Below are 18,308 nucleotides of genomic sequence, written 5' to 3'. Positions count from 1 at the left end.
CTGATGCCGGAGGATTAGGCATGACACCCGGAGGAATCGCCATGGCCGGTGGCCGGTACGGAGCCCAGAATGCGCCACCTCACCCGTCACAGCTTTTGCGAGGTTCATCATGTACACCGCCATCGGATACGCCGCCCAGTCGGCCACCACTCCCCTCGCCCCCGTGAAATTCGAACGCCGCAGCCCTCGGGCCGACGACGTTGCGATCGATATTCTCTACTGCGGCGTCTGCCATTCCGACATCCATCAGGCACGCAACGAGTGGGGCATTGCCGTTTACCCACTGATGCCCGGCCACGAGATCGTAGGCAAAGTTACCGCCATCGGTGCGAATGTCACCAAGCACAAAGTCGGCGATCTGGTGGGCGTCGGGTGCATGGTTGATTCGTGCCGCAGCTGCGAAGCCTGCCAATCGAACTTCGAGCAATACTGCCTCGAAGGTCCGACCATGACTTACGCCACCCCGGACCGCGTCGATGGCAGCAACACCATGGGCGGTTATTCCGACAGCATCGTGGTCAGCGAACACTTCGTGGTGCGCATCCCGGAAAAACTCGACCCGGCCAGCGCCGCGCCGATCCTGTGTGCCGGCATCACCACCTACTCGCCGCTCAAGCACTACGGCGTGAAGGCAGGCGATAAGGTCGGGATTCTCGGCATGGGCGGCCTCGGCCACATGGGCATCAAGTTCGCCAAGGCAATGGGCGCGGAAGTGACGCTCTTCACTCGCTCGGCGAGCAAGGCTGAAGAAGGTCGTCGCCAAGGTGCGGACCACGTGATCGTGTCCACCGATGCCGAACAGATGAAGGCCGCGGCAGGACATTTCGACTTCCTGCTGGACACCATTCCGGTGCAGCACGACCTCAACCCCTACCTCGATACGCTGCGTTTCGACGGCGTGCACATTCTGGTCGGGCTGATCGAACCGGTCGATCCACCGGTCCACGCTGGCAAACTGGTGATGAGCCGTCGCGTATTGGCGGGCTCACTGATCGGCGGCATCGCCGAAACCCAGGAGGTGCTGGATTTCTGCGCCGAGCACAACATCACCTGCGACATCGAAATGCTCGACATCCGCCAGATCAACGAGGCTTTCGCCCGCATGATCGCGGGTGACGTGAAGTACCGCTTCGTCATCGATATGGCAACGCTGAAGGTTTAAACCTTCGCGCCAAGTTCTGCCGAGAGCCGGGCTGTGACCCCTTTGATCAGGGGAATCAGCTCGGCCATTTTTTCCAGCGGCATATACGGCACGGTGCTGGCGATGCTGATGCCGGCGACGATGCGTTTGCTGGCATCGCGAATTGGCGCCGCTACACAGCGGATCGACGGTTCGTTATCTTCCAGATCGAACGCATAACCGCCCGCCACATACTCGACCATGCGCTGCTGAAACTGCTCCCAGGACTGCTCCGGGTGCTGCGGCCAGAACTGATTTTTCCCACCCGCCGGCAAGCTGACTTCGTACAGCCGCTGCCATTCTTCCTGCGTGTCATCGAGCATCAGCGCCTTGCCGATCCCGGTGCGCGCCAACGGCATGCGATGACCAACCCGCGAACGCATTTCCGGGCCATTGCGCCCCGGATTCTTGTGCAGGTACAGCACCTCGTCGCCTTCACGAATCGCCAGGTGAATGGTGTCGCCGGTCAACGCCGACAACTCATCCAGATACGGCCCGGCCAATGTGACCAGCGGCAATTCTTCACGCGCCTGGAAGCCCAGCTCGATCAACTTCGGCCCCAACAGATAACCGACTTGCGGCACCACACGCAGATAACGCTCGTCCACCAGGCAACTGGCCAGACGATGGGTGGTGCTGCGTGTCGTGCCGATCAACCGGGCGATTTCCTTGAGATCGCGGGCGCCACTGGCCACCGCCTGAACCACACCCAGACCACGAAGCAATGTCTGGGTGCCGGTCGGTGCGGCGTCCTTGGCGATTTTTGGGGCGTCTTCCTGCATATCCAGCCTTTACCGTTGAGCGAGTGAACGGGCGGCATTATGGTCGCCCGCATGCCGCAACTACAACTTGATACGCTCGACTTTGCCGACCAGCAAGATGTAGGAAAGCGCGCCAATCAACGCCAGAACCGAGATATAGGTGATCGCGGGAGCGAACGAATCACCGGTAGCGAGGAAACCGATGACGATCGGCGTGGTAATCGCCGACAGGTTGCCGATGAAGTTGAACACCCCACCGGTCAACCCGAGCAATCGCGCCGGGGCCAACGTTGAAACCAGCGACCAGGTGATCGAAGCCAGCCCGTTACCGAAGAACGCCAACGCGAGGAAGGCAATCACCAGCGGTGTCGACTCGACGAAGTTGGCGCCGATGATCGAAGTGGAAATCAGCAGGCCGCCAATGATCGGCAACTTGCGGGCGAAACCCACGGTGTAGCCGCGGCGGATCAGCCAGTCGGAAAAGAACCCCGAACAGAGCACACCGACGAAGGCGGCGAGAAACGGCAGCGACGCCAACAGGCCGGACTTGATGAAGTCCATGCCGCGATATTTCACCAGGTAGGTCGGGAACCACGTCAGAAAAAACCACAACGTCGAGTTGAGGCAGAACTGGCCGAGGTAGATGCCCCACAATTTGCGTTTGGTCAGAACGATGCCGAGGTCGATCCAGCTGAATTTGGCTTTGACCTTGGCTTGTTCAGCCTGGATATCCACCAGCCCGCCGCCCTCGCGGATCAGCTCGATTTCAGCGTCATTGGCGCCTTTGAAATCCCGTGGTTCGCGATACACCGCGTACCAGATGACCGCCCAGAGAATACCCACCGCACCGGTGCTGACAAACACCATGTGCCAACCATATTGATGCTGCAGCCAGGCCAATACCGGTGTCAGGAACGCCAGACCGACGAACTGCCCGGAAGTGTAGAAACCAATGGCCGTGGCGCGTTCGCGCTCGGGAAACCAGGTGGTGACCACACGGCTGTTGATCGGATACGCGGGTGCTTCCAGCGCACCGACCGCCATACGCAATACGAACAGTGCGATGAAGCTGGCGGCGAAGCCGAGCATCACCGTGGCGATCGACCACAGCAGCAATGCGACGCTATAAAGAATCCGCGGCGGCACCCGATCCACCAGCCAGCCGCCGGGGATTTGCATGGCGGCATAGGTCCAGCCGAATGCCGAGAAAATCAGCCCGACATGAATCGGATCGATGCCCAGTTCGCTGGTGAGTGCCGGGGCGGCGATGGACAGGTTGCTTCGGTCCAGGTAGTTGATCACCACGGTGATAAACAGCAGCACCATGATGAAAAAACGCTTGCGACTGGGCGTCACCAACGACGCCTGCCCGGTGAGGGTTTGCGGGTGCATGGGGAATGCCTCTTCTTATCTTTATTGAGGTCGATGTAAAGACTTGCACTGCACCCTGTGGGAGCGGGCTTGCTCGCGAATGCGGTGTATCAGCCACCATTTAAGTCGACTGACCCACCGCTTTCGCGAGCAAGCCCGCTCCCACAGGGGGAATGTGTGGAGTCAGGGGGAACTCACCACTCGGCAAAACTGCCATCGGCATGGCGCCAGATCGGGTTGCGCCAGCGGTGGCCGACCGCCGCGCGTTCGATGACGTATTCCTCGTTGATCTCGATCCCCAGGCCCGGGCCGTTGGGGATTTTCACAAAGCCTTTGTCGTAGTCGAACACCCGCGGATCCTTGACGTAATCCAGCAGGTCATTGCTCTCGTTGTAATGAATGCCCAGGCTCTGCTCCTGGATGAACGCGTTGTAGCAAACCGCATCCAGCTGCAAACACGCCGCCAGTGCAATCGGGCCCAACGGGCAATGCAGCGCCAGCGCCACGTCGTAGGCTTCGGCCATGTTGGCGATCTTGCGGGTTTCGGTGATACCGCCGGCGTGAGACGCGTCCGGCTGGATGATGTCGACGTAACCTTCGCTGAGCACACGCTTGAAATCCCAGCGCGAGAACAACCGCTCGCCGAGAGCAATCGGCGTGCTGGTCAGCGGCGCCAATTCTTTCAGCGCTTCGTAGTTTTCGCTGAGCACCGGCTCTTCGATGAACATCAGTTTGTACGGGTCGAGTTCCTTCATCAGCACCTTGGCCATGGGCTTGTGCACCCGGCCATGGAAGTCCACGCCGATGCCGACGTTCGGCCCCACCGCATCGCGCACGGCCGCGACGTTGGCCAGGGCCAGGTCGACTTTCTCGAAGGAATCGAGGAATTGCAGTTCTTCGGTGCCGTTCATTTTCACCGCAGTGAAACCACGCTCGACGGCCTCTTTCGCGGCGCGAGCGGTGTCCGCCGGCCGGTCGCCGCCGATCCACGAATAGACGCGAATCTTGTCCCGCACCTGACCGCCCAGCAGATCGCTGACCGACACACCCAGGGCCTTGCCCTTGATGTCCCACAACGCCTGATCAATACCGGCCAGCGCACTCATGTGGATTGCGCCGCCCCGGTAGAAGCCGCCGCGATAAAGCACGGTCCAGATGTCTTCGATGTTGCGTGGGTCTTTGCCGATCAGGTAGTCGGACAATTCTTCAACGGCGGCGGCGACAGTGTGAGCGCGGCCTTCGACCACGGGTTCGCCCCAGCCGGTCACGCCCTCGTCGGTTTCGACCTTGAGGAAGCACCAGCGCGGCGGAACGATGAAGGTGGTCAGTTTGGTGATTTTCATCTTGTGCTCTCTTTTTATAAGTGCAGCTCTTATAGATGTAGCGCGCTCGGCGCCAAAAAGTCTTAACGCAGAGCGTTCCATGCAGCGACATATGCCTTGGCGTTTACTGCCACTTCCTCAGGTGTCATGCCCGGCTTGAACAACCCGGAACCGAGGCCGAAGCCTTTGACGCCCGCGTCGATAAACACCTGCATGTTGTCCGGCGTGATCCCGCCGACCGGTGCCAGAATCGTTCCCGCAGGCAACACCGCGAGCCAGGCTTTGACGACTGCCGGGCCCATCTGCTCGGCCGGGAACATCTTCAGTACGTCCGCCCCTTCGGCCAATGCGGCGAAGGCTTCAGTCGGCGTGGCCACACCCGGCGACAGGAACAACCCCGCCGCTTTCGCTGCGCGCAACACCTTGGGATCGCTGTGCGGCATGACGATCACTTGCCCCCCCGCTGCTTTCACTTGCTCGACCTGTTCCGGCGTCAACACCGTGCCCGCACCGATCAGGCAATCAGCGGGCAAGGTACTGCGCAGGATGCGGATACTTTCGTACGGCTCAGGGGAATTGAGCGGCACTTCGATGACGCGAAATCCGGCGGCGTAAAGGACTTCGCCGATGGCTGCCGCTTCTTGCGGGCGCAAGCCACGCAAAATCGCGATCAGACCGTTTTGCGCCAATGCTTGCTTGAGCATGTCAGACCTCCAGTCAGGTTTAACGGGATGGGTTGGGTGTGATCAGTCCGGCGGCAACCGCCAACTGCCACAAGCCGCGTTCGGTGGCCTGCTCGGCCAGGGTCACCCGGGCAAAACCGCAGGCGTCGAGCGCCCGGCTGTAGCGGGCACAGAGTTGGGCATTACCGATGAGGACGATCGAAGGCAGATGAACGCTGTTGCGTCGGCGGCGCTGAACACTCGCCAACGCAGACAGTTCATGGCCGATCAACAAGCCGGACAAGTAATCCGGTTGGGCGGTGGCGCTGAGTTCGCCAGTCAACCCGAGGCTGCGGGCACTGAACAATGTCGACAACGGCCCGATTTCGCCATCCGCCGACAGGGCCACCTGCACACCACGATCAAAGGCCTGGCCATCGAAGGACGCGCCCTTTTGCTGGGTGCGCCCCAAAATGCTGTGTTCGCTGAGCACGGCGAAGACTTCGCCGGTCATGAAGGTATCGAAATGCACGATGCAGCCGTCGGCCACTTCCACCCATTTCGAATGACTGCCCGGCAGGCCGATCAACAGATCACCACCCGCCTCGGCCGGTAGATTCTGCAGCACGCCGAGCACTTGGGTTTCTTCGCCACGCATCACGTTTGGCAGGCGCGAACGCTGAATCACGCCCGGCACGATGTGCACATCGACACCGCGAAGACTGCGAACCGTTTGTAGGGAGATTCCGAGATTGGCGACGTTCGCCGGCATATCGCGGTAAGCCGCTTCACGCCAACCTTGTGCGCTGCCGACCATGCCGCACGCAATCACCGGCAAATCGGGCTGCGCGTCAAGCCAGTCACCGCAGGCCTCATCGAAGGCCAGTTCAAAACCGTCGGTACATTCCTGACCCGCAATCATTCGCGGCGTCCTGGGCAGCTGCATGATCCCCGACGACAGCGAACGCTGTTCGAGCACCAGGCCACCTGCGGCGAGTTTGTAAGCACGTAATGAGGTTGTCCCCCAATCGAGCGCGATCAATTGCGCCAGCATCGCTTCACCTGTTTTGTTTATTGGCAGTGAGTGAGCTGGACTATAAACCCGGACGCATAAAAATCTCAATATATAAATATCGATCCCATATATTGAGACGAGATCAAAAAAAGATCGCAGCCTTCGGCAGCTCCTTGGATAGGTGTAGGAGCTGCCGAAGGCTGCGATCTTTAATAGACGCCGGTTGCGATCTAGCCCTCGGCAAACTCCCGCAACACCGCCCCATCCATCCGATACCGCACCCACTCTTCCTGCGGCTGAGCACCCAACGACTTGTAGAACTCGATCGCCGGTTTGTTCCAGTCCAGCACACTCCACTCAAATCGGCCGCAATCATTGGCGCAGGCGATTTTCGCCAGGTGACGCAACAAGGTTTTACCCGCGCCGCCGCCACGCTGACCGGGGGTGATGTAGAGGTCTTCGAGGTACAGGCAGTTGCTGCCGAGCCACGTGGAATAGCTGAAGAAAAACACGGCAAAGCCGATTGGCGAGCCATCGCGCAGGCAGATCAGCCCGTGGGCGGTGGCGCCTTCGCTGAACAGGCTGCGCTCGATGTCGGCGACGCTGGCGATGACTTCGTGGCGGGCACGTTCGTAGTCGGCCAGTTCGGTGATGAACCCGAGGATTTGCGGTGCATCGCTCGGGGTCGCCGGGCGGATCTCGATCGTCATGGACGTGCCTTCGTCAAAAGTTGAAAACGCCATACTAAGTCGGCGAGCGACGCTCGTCACACTGGAAATTCAAAGCTGATCCATGGAGCATGTGTAGCTGCTACAGGGCTATGTCGCTGCAAAAGACGTTTTCACTTAACAGGATGTTTATGAACACTGATGCTTTCGCACCACTGCAACTCCTCGCTGCGCAACTGCTGCCCCACGCGCTGGAACCCTCAGAGGACGGCGCCCATGATCTGTCGCACTTGCAGCGGGTCTGGCACAACGTGCGTACGCTTCATGCTGAAGAAGGTGGCGATCTTGAGGTGCTGCTCGCAGCGGTGCTTTTGCACGATTGCGTGGCGGTAGAGAAGAACTCGCCGCTGCGTTCTCAGGCCTCGCGGCTGGCCGCCGAGAAGGCATCGAAATTGTTGGCGGACATGGCCTGGCCAGACGTAAAAGTCAGCGCGGTTGCCCATGCCATCGAAGCACACAGTTTTTCCGCCAACATCGCGCCAACCACGCTCGAAGCGAAAATCATGCAGGACGCCGACCGCCTCGACTCCCTTGGCATGCTCGGCGTGGCGCGCACCTTTTACATCGCCGGACGTATGGGTAGCGCGTTGTACGACCCGCAAGACCCTGAGGCGAAGGCACGGGAATACGATGACAAACGTTTTTGCCTCGACCATTTCCAGACCAAACTGCTGCACCTGGCGGATGGATTCCAGACGACCACCGGCCAGCGTCTGGCGCAGACTCGCCACGAACGGTTGAAGGGGTTCATGGAGTTGTTCAAGGAAGAAATTGGCGCCTGCTGAAGGCTTTACTCCGGCCAGCGCTAACCCTGAAATCGATAACCTCAGACCTAACATCGACGCCGTGCGTGATAGATAGATGAAGCTCTCTTCTATCGGGTCAAGGAACCGCGTCATGCCTAGCGCAACCCCCCAAGTCTCAAGCAGGTTGTTCGGCCTGTTTTGCCTGGCCAGCTACTTGCTGTCGCTGTCCTATGGCTCGACCTTTTTGCTGTCGTTGTTGATCGGTTCCCGCGGCGGCAACGAGCACGATGCCGGCAGCGTGATTTCGGCGGCGATGCTCAGCACCTTTGCCGCCGTTATTGTTTCCGGGCACTTGTCCGACCTGCTCGGTGCTGCCCGCTCGATTGCGCTGTTCGGCACTCTGCTGGTGGCCGCCAGCCTGGGCTTCGCCCTGGCGCCAGGCTTTGGCAATCTGCTGTTGTTTTTCGGACTCTTGCTGGGGCTGGGTTGGGGCGTGTTCTATACCCTCGGGCCGATCATTGTGGCGAGTCTGGTAACGCCTGCCCAACGCGCGAAATACTTTGCGCTGCTGTCGGGCAGCATGATGACCGGGATCGGCAGCGGTCCCTTGTTAGGCCGCGCTGCCAGTGCCCTCGGGTATCCGATCACCGCGGCGTTTTACCTCGCGGCGCTGGCCAGCCTGATCGGTGTGTTGCTGTTCTGGCGGTTGGATTCGCAACTGAGAAAAGCGCCCGCCCACGCGGCAGCGGTGTCACGAATTTCCTGGCGTGCAGCGGCGCAAGTGCTGTCGTCCAGAGCGGTGTTCCCGATCATCATGGTCGGTCTCGGCGGCTGCGTTTTCGGCGGTCTGTCGAGTTTTCAAACCAGCTACGCGGCGGCGCGTTCACTCGACTATTCACTGTTCTTCCTAGGCTTCATGAGCGCAGCGATCAGCAGCCGAATGCTGATCGCCGGTTTCGTGGTCAAGCGCGACCCGTTCTGGGCGTCCTGCCTGCTGTCGGGCTTGATGATGGGCTCGATCCTGATGTTCGGGTTTGTCGTCGACGACGGGTTCAGCTACGTGCTGGCGGCGGTGATGCTCGGGGTCGGTTACGGGCTGACCTATTCGGTGATCAATGGCCTGGCGGCCAACGAGGCGCCGAACGGCACCACCGCGCAATCCTTGCTGCTGTTCAGCCTGTCCTACTTTATCGGCGTGTTTGGTTTTCCGTTGCTGGCCGGGAAAATCATCGTGGAACAGGGGATGGCGACGCTGTTGCTCACGGTGTTGGCGGTTGCTGTATTGAATTGGCTGATCAGCGTCGGCCGGCTGGTCTGGCGTCGAGCCGTTACCAGCAAAGCGTTGCAGCAGGCCTAGACCGTTCGTCGTTCATCAGGCACCAATCCAAATCGGGGGCGGACCAATATCAGATAAGGACTCTAATTAAATGGACCTATCCACATCCATGAAGAGGTAACCATGAACGCCGATAAAAACCTTGAGAAAGAAGTCCTGACCCGTCTGCTGCATGCCCATCCAAGCGGCTTGGGCAAAGAGGTCCTGGACAATTACCGGGGGGAGAGAGACGTGGCCAGCACCCTCGCCACGCTGCAGGATCGTGGATTGATCCAGCATGGTCATGTGATCTGCAACGAGGCCGGTGAGCACTCGTTGAACTTGCCGATCAAACTCAGTGCCGCAGGGGTGGAGGCGGCGCGCAAGCTGGACGTTTAATAACGGATGTAGGAGCTGGCGAAGCCTGCGATCTTTTGATCTTCAAGCATTCAAAGCAAAAGATCGCAGCCTGCGGCAGCTCCTACGAGCAGCAGGAGAAATCCCATGCCTCGTGGAAGCAAAGACAAATACACCGCCGAGCAGAAACGCAAGGCCGAGCACATCGAAGAGAGCTACGAGCACAAGGGTGTCTCGAAAGAGGAAGCAGAAGCCCGAGCCTGGGCGACGGTGAACAAGCAGTCGGGTGGCGGTGAACGCAAAAGTGGTTCGGGACGCAGGAAACCGGCGAGTGCCAAGGCCGAAGATCGCAAGGAATCATCGCGCAGAGCGGTGGCCAGCCGTGAAGGTCATTCGCGAAACAGCAAGGCTTCGCGCGAAACCCAGACCGTCGACAGTTTGATGAAAGAAGCCCGGGCGAAGAAGATTCCGGGACGGTCGGGCATGCGCAAGCAGGAGTTGATCGAGGCGTTGCGCAAGGCCGGGTAAGGCCCTTTCATGTGTTGAGTTTGAAGGCCCCTTCGCGAGCAAGCCCGCTCCCACACTTGATCGAGTTATCTGAATAAACGCGATCAAATGTGGGAGCGGCTTGCTCGCGAAGACGGCCGATCAGGCGTCGAAAGTCTTACGAATTAACGCGTCAACCTCAGCAGTCCCCGGCGAAGTCGCCGGCCCCCATCTAGTCACCGCCAACGCCGCAGCCGCATTAGCCCGCCGCGCCGCGTCAACCGGGACCAACCCTTGCGCCAACCCGGCTACAAACACCCCGGCATGCGCGTCCCCCGCGCCGTTGCTGTCCACCGCCTCAACCTTGAAACCCGGCACATGCTGGCGGTTTCCACGCAGGCTGATCCAGCACCCTTGCGGGCCGTCACGAACCACCATCAACACGTCGGCCGGCAGATGATCAGCCAACCGGTTCAACGCCTCGGCAATGTCCGGCGCACCGGTAAATTTCAACGCCTCGACACTGTTGCTGGTCCACAGATCGATGCGCGTCAGCAAGGCTTGCATCAACGGCTCATCCGGCGAATCCACCAGCGGGCCCGGATCGAACACCACGTTGATCCCTCTTGGCAAATCCAGCACCCAATTCACCAGCGCCTGTGCTTTGCCTCCATGCAGCAGGCTGTAGCCGCTGACGTAGACATAGTCTCCCGCCTCGGCCGGCACGCTGGCCAAATCCTCGGCCGTCAGCTCACCTTCGGCACCGATATAGGAAATGAAACTGCGCTCGGCCGAGGCTTCGGTTAACGCGACGCACAATCCCGTATCCCGTTCGGCGCGGTGAGTGATGCCGATCCGAATGCCTTCAGCCTTCATCGCCTCACGGGCAAGATCACCGAAACGCCCGGTGCCGTGGCGCCCGAGGTAAACCACCGGCAAACCATTGCGCTGGGCGGCAGCCATCACATTGAAGCCGCCGCCAGCCTCGAAACTGGCGGATTGCGCCAGCACGTCGCCGCCCGAATGCGGCAGTTTATCCACGGCCATGACCAGATCGATCATGACCTGGCCGGTGTGCAGCAATCTAGGCATGAGCGTTCTCGGTCAACGCGGCGCGGCGATCCTTGGCGCCACCCAGTACAAAATAAATGCCGCCGGCCACCAGGAACGTCACGATCCAGCCGAGGCCGTTATGGCCCAGCCAGGAGTCGGACAGGAAACCGCGGAACCAGACGGTTTGTTCGGTCGTGCCGATGGTGGTGAAACTGAAGCCCAGCACGATCGCCAGCGCCCACGCACCAAAAGCGCGCAACTCGATACCGCCGCTGTACCAGTAAGCGCTGCTCGGGCTGACGTCCAGCAGGTCTTTGGGGCTGTAGTAATGACGATGAATCAGGTCGACGACGAAGATCCCGACCCACGCGGTGATCGGCACGGCCAGCAGCGAAATGAAGGTAATGAACGGGCCGTAGAAACTGTCGGCGATCAGCATGAAATAGATCGAACCGGCGAAGATCGCGACGATGTCCACCACCACCGCGTAGACGCGTTTGACCTTCAAACCGAGGGTCAGCGTGGTCAAACCGGCGGAGTACACCGACAGGTTGTTCGACAGCAGCAACCCGCCGAACGCGGTGATCAGGTACGGCACGGCCATCCAGGTCGGCAGCATGTCGCGGATCGCGATGATCGGGTCGGTGGCTGAGGCCAGGTCATTGTTGCCCACTGACAGCAGGCCGCCGAGGGTGATCAGCAGCACCAACGGAATCCCCGCACCGAACGCGGCCGACGCCACCAGGCGTGCGGCTTTGACGTTGCGGTGCTGGTAGCGCGACATGTCAGCACCGGCGTTGGCCCAACCGATCCCGGTGCCAGCAGCCATGGTGCCGACGCCGATGATCATTGCGCTCAGCGGTGCAGGCGTGGCGTTGAACACTGCGCTCCAGTCGATGGTGGCGCAGAGGAAACCGCCGACCAGAATGTTCAGCGCGCCGAACACGTAGGTTGCCCACTTCTGGATGACCAGCAAGGTGGCGTGACCGAGACCCGACACCGACAGGGTCAGCAGTACGAAAATCGCAATGAAGATCAACGTCAGCACGGGTGCGCTTTTGGCTTCCACCGGCGAGCCGAACAGGATCGAGCACAGCGACAACAACACGAATGCGGCGGTGGTGGTGTTGACGGTTTCCCAGCCCAGACGCGACATCAGCGAGACCAGGGTCGGACCGATGTTGCCACGTACACCGAAGATCGCTCGCGACAACGTCAGGCTCGGTGCGCGACCACGGCGACCGGCAATGGAGATGATCCCGACCACCGCAAAGGAACCGGCGGCGCCGAGGATCGCGACGATGATCGCCTGCCAGATCGCCAAGCCGCGAAAGGCTACAAGGGTCACACCCAGCGGCAGGCCGAGGATGGAGATGTTGGCCGCGAACCAGACCCAGAACAGCTGCAGCGGATGACCGTTGCACTCCGCTTCCGGCACGGGCTCGATGCCTCGGGTTTCCAGTTGCCCGGCGCTTTGCCCGGCGTTTGATGAACTCATGAAAAATGCTCCTGTTGCCATTGTTGTGGTTGTCGGCAATTTAGATATCGGAAGGCCTGGGGAACCCCTGTAGGAGCTGCCGAAGGCTGCGATCTTTTGATCTTGATTTTCAGCGACTAAAAGGCCACCAAGATCAAAAGATCGCAGCCTTCGGCAGCTCCTACAGGGGTAATGCGTACCTCAGCGGAGGGTGAGGAGTCCTTTCACAAGGGGTTCCAGATCCAGATCGTTAACGGTTTTGACCTTGTCGATCATCGCCGCCGGCCAACTCTCAAGGCCGAGACAGGCCCCGAGCATGGCGCCGAGAATCGCCGCGATGGTGTCAGTGTCGCCGCCAAGGCTCGCGGCCATGCACAGCGCTTCGAACGCGTTCATTTCACCAATGGCCACTTGCTGGGCCAGGGCAAACGAGACCACCACCGATTCCTGCGAAGCCACCGAAGTGCCGATCACGTCGTACATCAAATCCGCCAGCAACGCCTTGTGGCTGTCGACACTGATGGTCCGCGCCCAGCTGATGCGCGAGGCGATGCGCCCGCCAGCCACCCAGTAACCGTGGCTTTCAGCTTGCTGAGCGATTTGCTGGCCGAGGTTCAACGCCTCGCCCAGGTCCATGCCGTTGATACCGGCCGAGACCACCGCGGCCACCGCCGCCGCGCTGGAAATGCCCAGTGTGGTGTTGTGGGTGACCTGGCAAGCCTGCACGACAGCGTTGATGAATCGCTCAGGATTGGCGACATCCGCCGCGATCCCGACCGGAGTGATGCGCATCGCCGCGCCATTAGTGGTGCCGTAGCGCCCCGCTTCTTCCGGCGAGTGGCCGGCGAGGATCATCTCGATGGCACGTTTGGTCGAAGGGCCGAGCAAGTCTTGCGAACCCTTGGCCTGCATTGCGGCTTCCCATTCGATCAACCGCTGGGCTAGTAGTGACGGTTCGATCCGGCCCTCGCCTTCAACCAGCAATTGGCCGACCAGAATCGCCTGTTCGGTGTCATCGGTGATCGAGCCTTTGAGCATGTTGGCGGCGATCGGTTGATCGGGGCCTGCGTCTTCCAGGTCAGTGATTTCGCCGAAGCGCACCTTGATCTCGGCACGGCTCAAGGATTGGGTCGGCATGCCCAGTGCATCGCCCAGGGCCAATCCGTAGAACGCGCCGAGGGCACGGTTGAGCGCGGTCACTTTGACTCTCCAAACTGCAGGTGCAGGCGAAAATGCACCGGATCGAGCAAGCTTTCGACCTGCTCCATGAAGCGGTTTTTCCGGTCATAGGTGGTGCGCAAAGCCTTGAGGAACACCGTGCCGACCGGACGACCGAGCAGTTCGGCGTCTTCTGCGTTCAGGGGTTCAGCGCCGATCCATTGATCACCGCGCTCGCCGATATAGCCGTAAGCGGCCAGGGTGATGGTCAGGGAGTTGTCGATAAGGCCGACCCGCGGCAGGCTTTCCAGGCCTCCGGTGGCGGGCATCAATGAGCGTTCAAGGGAGACCAGCTTGCCTTCGTTGGAACGGCGGCGACGGTCGAGGGTGATGAATTGGTCGGTGCCGAAACGCGGCAACAGGTCAGGACGGGTGACCGCCTCCAACCGCAGCACTTCGGTGTTGATCAGCGCCCCGCTGTCGGCCAGGGCCTGGGCCCAGCCGCTGCGCTGATCGAGCACCACACCGTCGAAGGTGACGATGGAACCCACCCCGCTTTGCGTCGCGATGTAATTGCGCCGTTTCAACTCAGCCAAGGCTTCGCGCAGCGTGCCGCGGCTGACTTTGAATTCTTGAGCCAATTGATGCTCGCCCGGCAGCAGAAAGCCGTCCTCCATGAGGCCGTTTTCGATGCGTCGGATGAGTTCGTCGACCACCCGTTGTTTCTTGTCAAATCGTACCTGTCTAATCATGTACAACGTGATAACCGAAACGGGTTGGGGCGAGCAAGGAATATTTAGGGGAAGTGACGGAGGGATGTTCGAAAGTGACCGCTGCGCGGTCTAGTGTGGGAGCGGGCTTGCTCCGGGCGGCGTTCCGACGAAAGCGGCGTGTCATTCAGCAATTATGTTGACTGACACGCCGCCTTCGCGAGCAAGCCCGCTCCCACATTGAATCGCCTGCACCTACAGACTTTGTGCAGGACCAGGTTAGTCAGCGTTGTTTGAGGCGGTCGATCACGACGGCCAACAGCAAGATCGAACCCCGAATCACATACTGGTAAAACGTATCGATATTCTTCAAATTCATCGCATTCTCGATGATCGCCAGAATCAGCACCCCGGCAATCACATGCCGAATCATCCCGATCCCGCCGCTCAACGACACCCCGCCCAACACACACGCAGAGATCACCGTCAGCTCAAAACCCTGACCAATCATCGGCTGTCCAGACGTCATGCGCGAAGCCAGGATCACCCCGGCCAACGCCCCGATCACCCCGTGCACGGCGAAGATAATGATCTTGGTCCGATCAACGTTCACCCCAGCCAGCAACGCCGCTTCCTGGTTACCACCAATGGCCATGGTGTTGCGCCCGTAGGTGGTGTAATTCAGCAACCAGCCGAAAAACAGGAAGCAAACGATGGTGATCAGAATCGGCACCGGCACCCCCAACAACTGGCCATTGCCGAAGACGAAGAACTGCTCTTGCGACACGCCTACCGCTTTGCCGTTGGCGAAGATGTAAGCCAGGCCGCGAACGATCTGCATGGTCGCCAGCGTGGTAATCAACGCATTGACCCGCAGCTTGGCGATCACGATGCCGTTGATCAACCCGACGATCAGCCCCATGAACAGTGCCGCCACCACACCGAGAAACACGCTGTCGGTGTCGCGCATTACCACCGCTGCGACCACGCCGGCGCAGGCAATCACCGACCCCACCGATAAATCGAAGTGCCCGGACGCCAGGCAATACAACATGGTGCAAGCGGCAATCCCCGTCGTGGAAATCGCCAGGCCCAGGCCGCGCATGTTCAGCGGCGAGAGGAAGTTGTCGATCAGCAAGGTGCAGAGCACGAAGATCCCGACGGCCGCCAGCAGCATCACCCAGTCATCGAGAAAGCGCCGCAGGTCCAGAGGTTTGCGCTGGGTGGGCAAAGCGTTGTTTTGGGTTGTCATAGTCACCTCTCAGTTCGCCACGCCGTCAGCGCGTTGGCGCGTTGGCGCGGCAAAGCCAGTTGCAGCAGGTTGGATTCATTGGCCTGTTCGCGGGACAACTCGCCGCGCATCGCGCCTTCGCAGAGCACCAGGATACGGTCGGAAATACCCATCACTTCCATCAGGTCGCTGGAGACCACGATCACCGCGATGCCGCTGGCGGCCAGGTTGTGGATGATCTGGTAGATCTCGGCTTTGGCGCCGATGTCGATGCCGCGAGTCGGTTCGTCGAGCAGCAGGACCTTCATCGGCATCGACAGCCAGCGGCCGAGAATGGCCTTCTGCTGATTGCCGCCGGACAGGTACATGATTTTCTGCGCCGCGTTGGGGGTCTTCACTTTCAGCGCCTTGATCTGCTTGTCGGCGTTGTCCTTCTCCCACAGGCCACGCAACAGGCAGCCGAAGGTGGAGTGGGCGCCGCGGGCGCTGATGTTGATGTTCTCGGCGACGCTGGCGAGCGGCAGGATGCCCTCTTTCTTGCGGTCCTCGGGGCACAGCAGAATCCCGGCGGCAATCGCATCGCGGGGTGAACGCAACTTCAGTTCATGACCGCGCAATTCCAGGCGTCCGGCAGTATTGCGCTCCAGGCCACTGAGCATGCGGAACAGCTCCGTGCGACCGGCGCCGACCAGGCCGAACAGCCCGAGAATCTCGCCCTTGTGCACCTCGAAACTCACCGGTTCACGCAATCCTGGCCCCAGCAAACCGTCGACCTTGAGCGCCACCGCGCCGCGCTGACGGTGGCGGTAATCGTAGATGTCCTGAATGTCGCGACCGACCATGCAGGTCACCAACTGGTCGTGAGTCAGTTCACTCATGTCCTCGAACGTACGCACAAAGCGACCGTCCTTGAACACCGTCACCGCGTTGCAGATGCGGAACACTTCTTCCATGCGGTGGGAGACGTAAAGCACCACTTTGCCTTCGTCGCGCAGGCGACCGATGATCGCCATCAAACGATCAATCTCCCGCGCCGACAGGCTGCTGGTCGGTTCGTCAAACGCGATCACATGCGCACCACGGGACAAGGCCTTGGCGATTTCCACCAGTTGCCGCTGACCGAGGGACAGGCGCCCTACTTTCTCTTGCGGATCGATTTCATCGGCCAGGCCTTTGAGGCAGGCCAATGCCTGTTGCCGCAACGCGCCGCGATTGATCAGGCCGAAACTGGCCGGCAGATGCCCGAGGAACAGGTTCTCTGCCACGGTCATTTCCGGGACCAGGTGCAGCTCTTGATGGATCACTGCGACGCCACTGCCGATGCTGTCGGCGGTGGACTTGAAGACCATCGCCTGCTCGCCGATCTGCAGGTCGCCGCTGCTCGGGGTGTAAGCCCCGCCGAGGATTTTCAGCAGGGTCGATTTGCCGGCGCCGTTCTCGCCCATCAAGGCGTGAACCTTCCCCGGATGGGCGACGAAGCTGATGCCATCCAGCGCCTTCACCCCGGGAAAGGTCTTGCCGATCCCGTTGAAGCGCAAGCTGCCGCCGGCATTGTGTTGTTGTGTTTTTGATTGCGCGTGCATAACCCACCTCTTCACACAGATCAGGCAGCCCCGTCGCCAGGGCCACCAATGAAATCAACCGGCCCTCAGTTCCAGAGGCCGATCTTTTCCAGTTCCTGCTTGAAGTTCTCGCGAGTGATCAGCGTTACGTCGTCCATCGCGGTGTACTTCGGTGGTTCTTTGCCGGTGGTGACCCACTCGTACATCATGCTCGCGGTGTTGTAGCCCTCGATGTGCGGGCTCGGCAACATCGAGCCGAAGAAGCCGCTGTTGGCCTTCTTCAATTCGCCGATGGCGTCGGTGCCGTTGATGCCGATGCCGATCACATTGGCCGCGGCAAACCCGGCGCTCTCGGTGGCGCGCACGCCACCCAGCACGGTGTTGTCGTTCATGCCGCCGATGATCAGGTTTTTCGCTGCGCTCGGCAGTTTCACCAGCGCCGAGTTGGTGGCGTCCATGCTGCCGGGTACGTCGAGGGTTTTCAGCGCCGAGAACAGAATGTGGTCTTTCGGCATGCCGGCGTCTTCCAGCGCTTTGACCGAACCGTCGGTGCGTTTCTTGCCGGTGTCGAGTTCGTTGAAGGTGTTGATCACCGCGTAGGTGTCTTTCCAGTCCCAGCCACGTTTTTTCGCTTCGGTGGCCATGGCGCTGCCCTGCTTCTGGCCGACTTCGAACGCTGCCATGCCGAGGTAAGGAACATGTTCCATGAACTTGCCGCTGGCATCGACGAAGCGGTCATCGACTGCGATGACTTTCAAACCATTGAGCTTGGCTTTGGCCATGATCGCAGGTCCCAGGGATACGTCTGGCGGGCAGATCACAAAGCCCTTGGCACCGTTGGCGGCGAGGCTGTCAATGGCCGAGAGGGTTTTCTCGCCGTCGGGCACGGCGATCTTGATGACGGTGAAGCCCTTCTCTTTCCCGGCCTTTTCGGCGAATGCCCATTCGGTCTGGAACCAGGGTTCTTCCGCTTGCTTGACCAGAAAACCGATCTTCACTTCCTCGGCCGCCAGCAACGTACTGCTCAGGCTGACCGCGGTGACCGCCAAAGCGGCACAGCACAGGGAACGGATCCCACGACGACGATTCATAAGCTGACTCCTTGTTATTTTTTTTGAGCGTTATTTGAAAGCCAATCAAACTGTGCAGCTAATAGTCATATCGTATGATGATT

At 60.3% G+C, this 18,308-nt stretch carries 18 protein-coding genes; 5 read left to right on the top strand and 13 right to left on the bottom strand.

Annotated elements, in window-relative coordinates:
• The first annotated feature begins 109 nt into the window (after positions 1-109).
• On the top strand, positions 110-1,162 hold the full coding sequence (locus tag ACMXYH_RS08810; RefSeq protein WP_415766854.1) for an NAD(P)-dependent alcohol dehydrogenase: 1,053 nt from the start codon (positions 110-112) through the stop codon (positions 1,160-1,162).
• Here ACMXYH_RS08810 and ACMXYH_RS08805 read toward each other — a convergent pair.
• The 6 genes from ACMXYH_RS08805 to ACMXYH_RS08780 form a co-directional block, all read right to left on the bottom strand.
• A complete protein-coding gene (locus tag ACMXYH_RS08805) occupies positions 1,159-1,962 on the bottom strand; it encodes an IclR family transcriptional regulator (protein ID WP_008152270.1) in 804 nt (267 codons plus the stop codon). The two genes, ACMXYH_RS08810 and ACMXYH_RS08805, sit on opposite strands and share 4 nt — an antisense overlap.
• 60 nt (positions 1,963-2,022) lie before the next feature.
• Positions 2,023-3,333, bottom strand: a complete 1,311-nt coding sequence (locus tag ACMXYH_RS08800; RefSeq protein WP_283188807.1) for an MFS transporter — start codon at positions 3,331-3,333, stop codon at positions 2,023-2,025.
• A gap of 173 nt (positions 3,334-3,506) precedes the next feature.
• The gene (gene dgoD, locus ACMXYH_RS08795) at positions 3,507-4,655 is read right to left on the bottom strand and encodes a galactonate dehydratase (protein WP_008152275.1); all 1,149 of its coding nucleotides are present in this window, start codon (positions 4,653-4,655) and stop codon (positions 3,507-3,509) included.
• Positions 4,656-4,717: 62 nt separating this feature from the next.
• Positions 4,718-5,338: a 2-dehydro-3-deoxy-6-phosphogalactonate aldolase gene (locus ACMXYH_RS08790; RefSeq protein WP_149629307.1), complete on the bottom strand. Its 621-nt coding sequence runs from the start codon at positions 5,336-5,338 to the stop codon at positions 4,718-4,720.
• A gap of 19 nt (positions 5,339-5,357) precedes the next feature.
• On the bottom strand, positions 5,358-6,350 hold the full coding sequence (locus ACMXYH_RS08785; RefSeq protein ID WP_415766853.1) for a 2-dehydro-3-deoxygalactonokinase: 993 nt from the start codon (positions 6,348-6,350) through the stop codon (positions 5,358-5,360).
• Between the two features lie 191 nt (positions 6,351-6,541).
• On the bottom strand, positions 6,542-7,021 hold the full coding sequence (locus tag ACMXYH_RS08780) for a GNAT family N-acetyltransferase (RefSeq protein ID WP_415766852.1): 480 nt from the start codon (positions 7,019-7,021) through the stop codon (positions 6,542-6,544).
• Positions 7,022-7,170: 149 nt separating this feature from the next.
• Between ACMXYH_RS08780 and ACMXYH_RS08775 the strand changes: the two genes are divergently transcribed.
• The 4 genes from ACMXYH_RS08775 (at position 7,171) to ACMXYH_RS08760 (ending at position 9,985) form a co-directional block, all read left to right on the top strand.
• The gene (locus tag ACMXYH_RS08775) at positions 7,171-7,824 is read left to right on the top strand and encodes an HD domain-containing protein (RefSeq protein WP_415766851.1); all 654 of its coding nucleotides are present in this window, start codon (positions 7,171-7,173) and stop codon (positions 7,822-7,824) included.
• A 112-nt stretch (positions 7,825-7,936) separates the two neighbouring features.
• Entirely contained in the window at positions 7,937-9,142 is a 1,206-nt protein-coding gene (locus tag ACMXYH_RS08770) for an MFS transporter (protein ID WP_415766850.1), read from the top strand.
• Positions 9,143-9,244: 102 nt separating this feature from the next.
• On the top strand, positions 9,245-9,499 hold the full coding sequence (locus ACMXYH_RS08765) for a hypothetical protein (RefSeq protein WP_129437414.1): 255 nt from the start codon (positions 9,245-9,247) through the stop codon (positions 9,497-9,499).
• A 105-nt stretch (positions 9,500-9,604) separates the two neighbouring features.
• On the top strand, positions 9,605-9,985 hold the full coding sequence (locus tag ACMXYH_RS08760; protein ID WP_415766849.1) for a Rho termination factor N-terminal domain-containing protein: 381 nt from the start codon (positions 9,605-9,607) through the stop codon (positions 9,983-9,985).
• 120 nt (positions 9,986-10,105) lie between these two features.
• Here ACMXYH_RS08760 and ACMXYH_RS08755 read toward each other — a convergent pair whose 3' ends face one another.
• The 7 genes from ACMXYH_RS08755 to ACMXYH_RS08725 form a co-directional block, all read right to left on the bottom strand.
• Positions 10,106-11,035 carry a PfkB family carbohydrate kinase gene (locus tag ACMXYH_RS08755; protein WP_129437418.1) on the bottom strand — a complete coding sequence of 310 codons (930 nt, stop codon included), beginning with the start codon at positions 11,033-11,035 and terminating at the stop codon, positions 10,106-10,108.
• Positions 11,028-12,494 (bottom strand): purine-cytosine permease family protein, encoded by a 1,467-nt coding sequence (locus ACMXYH_RS08750; RefSeq protein WP_415766848.1) that lies wholly within the window; start codon positions 12,492-12,494, stop codon positions 11,028-11,030. The genes ACMXYH_RS08755 and ACMXYH_RS08750 overlap by 8 nt, the downstream gene beginning before the upstream one ends.
• 180 nt (positions 12,495-12,674) lie before the next feature.
• Positions 12,675-13,673: an ADP-ribosylglycohydrolase family protein gene (locus tag ACMXYH_RS08745; RefSeq protein ID WP_415766847.1), complete on the bottom strand. Its 999-nt coding sequence runs from the start codon at positions 13,671-13,673 to the stop codon at positions 12,675-12,677.
• Positions 13,670-14,383: a GntR family transcriptional regulator gene (locus ACMXYH_RS08740; protein ID WP_415766846.1), complete on the bottom strand. Its 714-nt coding sequence runs from the start codon at positions 14,381-14,383 to the stop codon at positions 13,670-13,672. Before ACMXYH_RS08740 ends, ACMXYH_RS08745 begins: the two co-directional genes overlap by 4 nt.
• A 241-nt stretch (positions 14,384-14,624) precedes the next feature.
• Positions 14,625-15,593, bottom strand: a complete 969-nt coding sequence (araH, locus tag ACMXYH_RS08735; protein WP_134419094.1) for an L-arabinose ABC transporter permease AraH — start codon at positions 15,591-15,593, stop codon at positions 14,625-14,627.
• Between the two features lie 2 nt (positions 15,594-15,595).
• Positions 15,596-17,155: an L-arabinose ABC transporter ATP-binding protein AraG gene (gene araG, locus ACMXYH_RS08730; RefSeq protein ID WP_415766845.1), complete on the bottom strand. Its 1,560-nt coding sequence runs from the start codon at positions 17,153-17,155 to the stop codon at positions 15,596-15,598.
• 65 nt (positions 17,156-17,220) lie between these two features.
• Positions 17,221-18,225 carry a substrate-binding domain-containing protein gene (locus tag ACMXYH_RS08725; protein ID WP_129437427.1) on the bottom strand — a complete coding sequence of 335 codons (1,005 nt, stop codon included), beginning with the start codon at positions 18,223-18,225 and terminating at the stop codon, positions 17,221-17,223.
• Between the last annotated feature and the right edge of the window lie 83 nt (positions 18,226-18,308).

Source organism: Pseudomonas frigoris, assembly GCF_047758635.1.
GTDB classification, from domain to species: Bacteria; Pseudomonadota; Gammaproteobacteria; order Pseudomonadales; family Pseudomonadaceae; genus Aquipseudomonas; species Aquipseudomonas frigoris.
This window is presented reverse-complemented; position numbering and strand designations above follow the sequence as displayed.

Coding starts and splice junctions, on each gene's coding strand:
- ACMXYH_RS08725 (WP_129437427.1), bottom strand. CDS start 18,225: ATGAATCGTCGTCGTGGGATCCGTTCCCTGTGCTGTGCCGCTTTGGCG.
- ACMXYH_RS08755 (WP_129437418.1), bottom strand. CDS start 11,035: ATGCCTAGATTGCTGCACACCGGCCAGGTCATGATCGATCTGGTCATG.
- ACMXYH_RS08785 (WP_415766853.1), bottom strand. CDS start 6,350: ATGCTGGCGCAATTGATCGCGCTCGATTGGGGGACAACCTCATTACGT.
- ACMXYH_RS08810 (WP_415766854.1), top strand. CDS start 110: ATGTACACCGCCATCGGATACGCCGCCCAGTCGGCCACCACTCCCCTC.
- dgoD (WP_008152275.1), bottom strand. CDS start 4,655: ATGAAAATCACCAAACTGACCACCTTCATCGTTCCGCCGCGCTGGTGC.
- ACMXYH_RS08780 (WP_415766852.1), bottom strand. CDS start 7,021: ATGACGATCGAGATCCGCCCGGCGACCCCGAGCGATGCACCGCAAATC.
- ACMXYH_RS08740 (WP_415766846.1), bottom strand. CDS start 14,383: ATGATTAGACAGGTACGATTTGACAAGAAACAACGGGTGGTCGACGAA.
- ACMXYH_RS08770 (WP_415766850.1), top strand. CDS start 7,937: ATGCCTAGCGCAACCCCCCAAGTCTCAAGCAGGTTGTTCGGCCTGTTT.
- ACMXYH_RS08765 (WP_129437414.1), top strand. CDS start 9,245: ATGAACGCCGATAAAAACCTTGAGAAAGAAGTCCTGACCCGTCTGCTG.
- ACMXYH_RS08750 (WP_415766848.1), bottom strand. CDS start 12,494: ATGAGTTCATCAAACGCCGGGCAAAGCGCCGGGCAACTGGAAACCCGA.
- ACMXYH_RS08800 (WP_283188807.1), bottom strand. CDS start 3,333: ATGCACCCGCAAACCCTCACCGGGCAGGCGTCGTTGGTGACGCCCAGT.
- araH (WP_134419094.1), bottom strand. CDS start 15,593: ATGACAACCCAAAACAACGCTTTGCCCACCCAGCGCAAACCTCTGGAC.
- ACMXYH_RS08805 (WP_008152270.1), bottom strand. CDS start 1,962: ATGCAGGAAGACGCCCCAAAAATCGCCAAGGACGCCGCACCGACCGGC.
- ACMXYH_RS08790 (WP_149629307.1), bottom strand. CDS start 5,338: ATGCTCAAGCAAGCATTGGCGCAAAACGGTCTGATCGCGATTTTGCGT.
- ACMXYH_RS08775 (WP_415766851.1), top strand. CDS start 7,171: ATGAACACTGATGCTTTCGCACCACTGCAACTCCTCGCTGCGCAACTG.
- ACMXYH_RS08760 (WP_415766849.1), top strand. CDS start 9,605: ATGCCTCGTGGAAGCAAAGACAAATACACCGCCGAGCAGAAACGCAAG.
- araG (WP_415766845.1), bottom strand. CDS start 17,155: ATGCACGCGCAATCAAAAACACAACAACACAATGCCGGCGGCAGCTTG.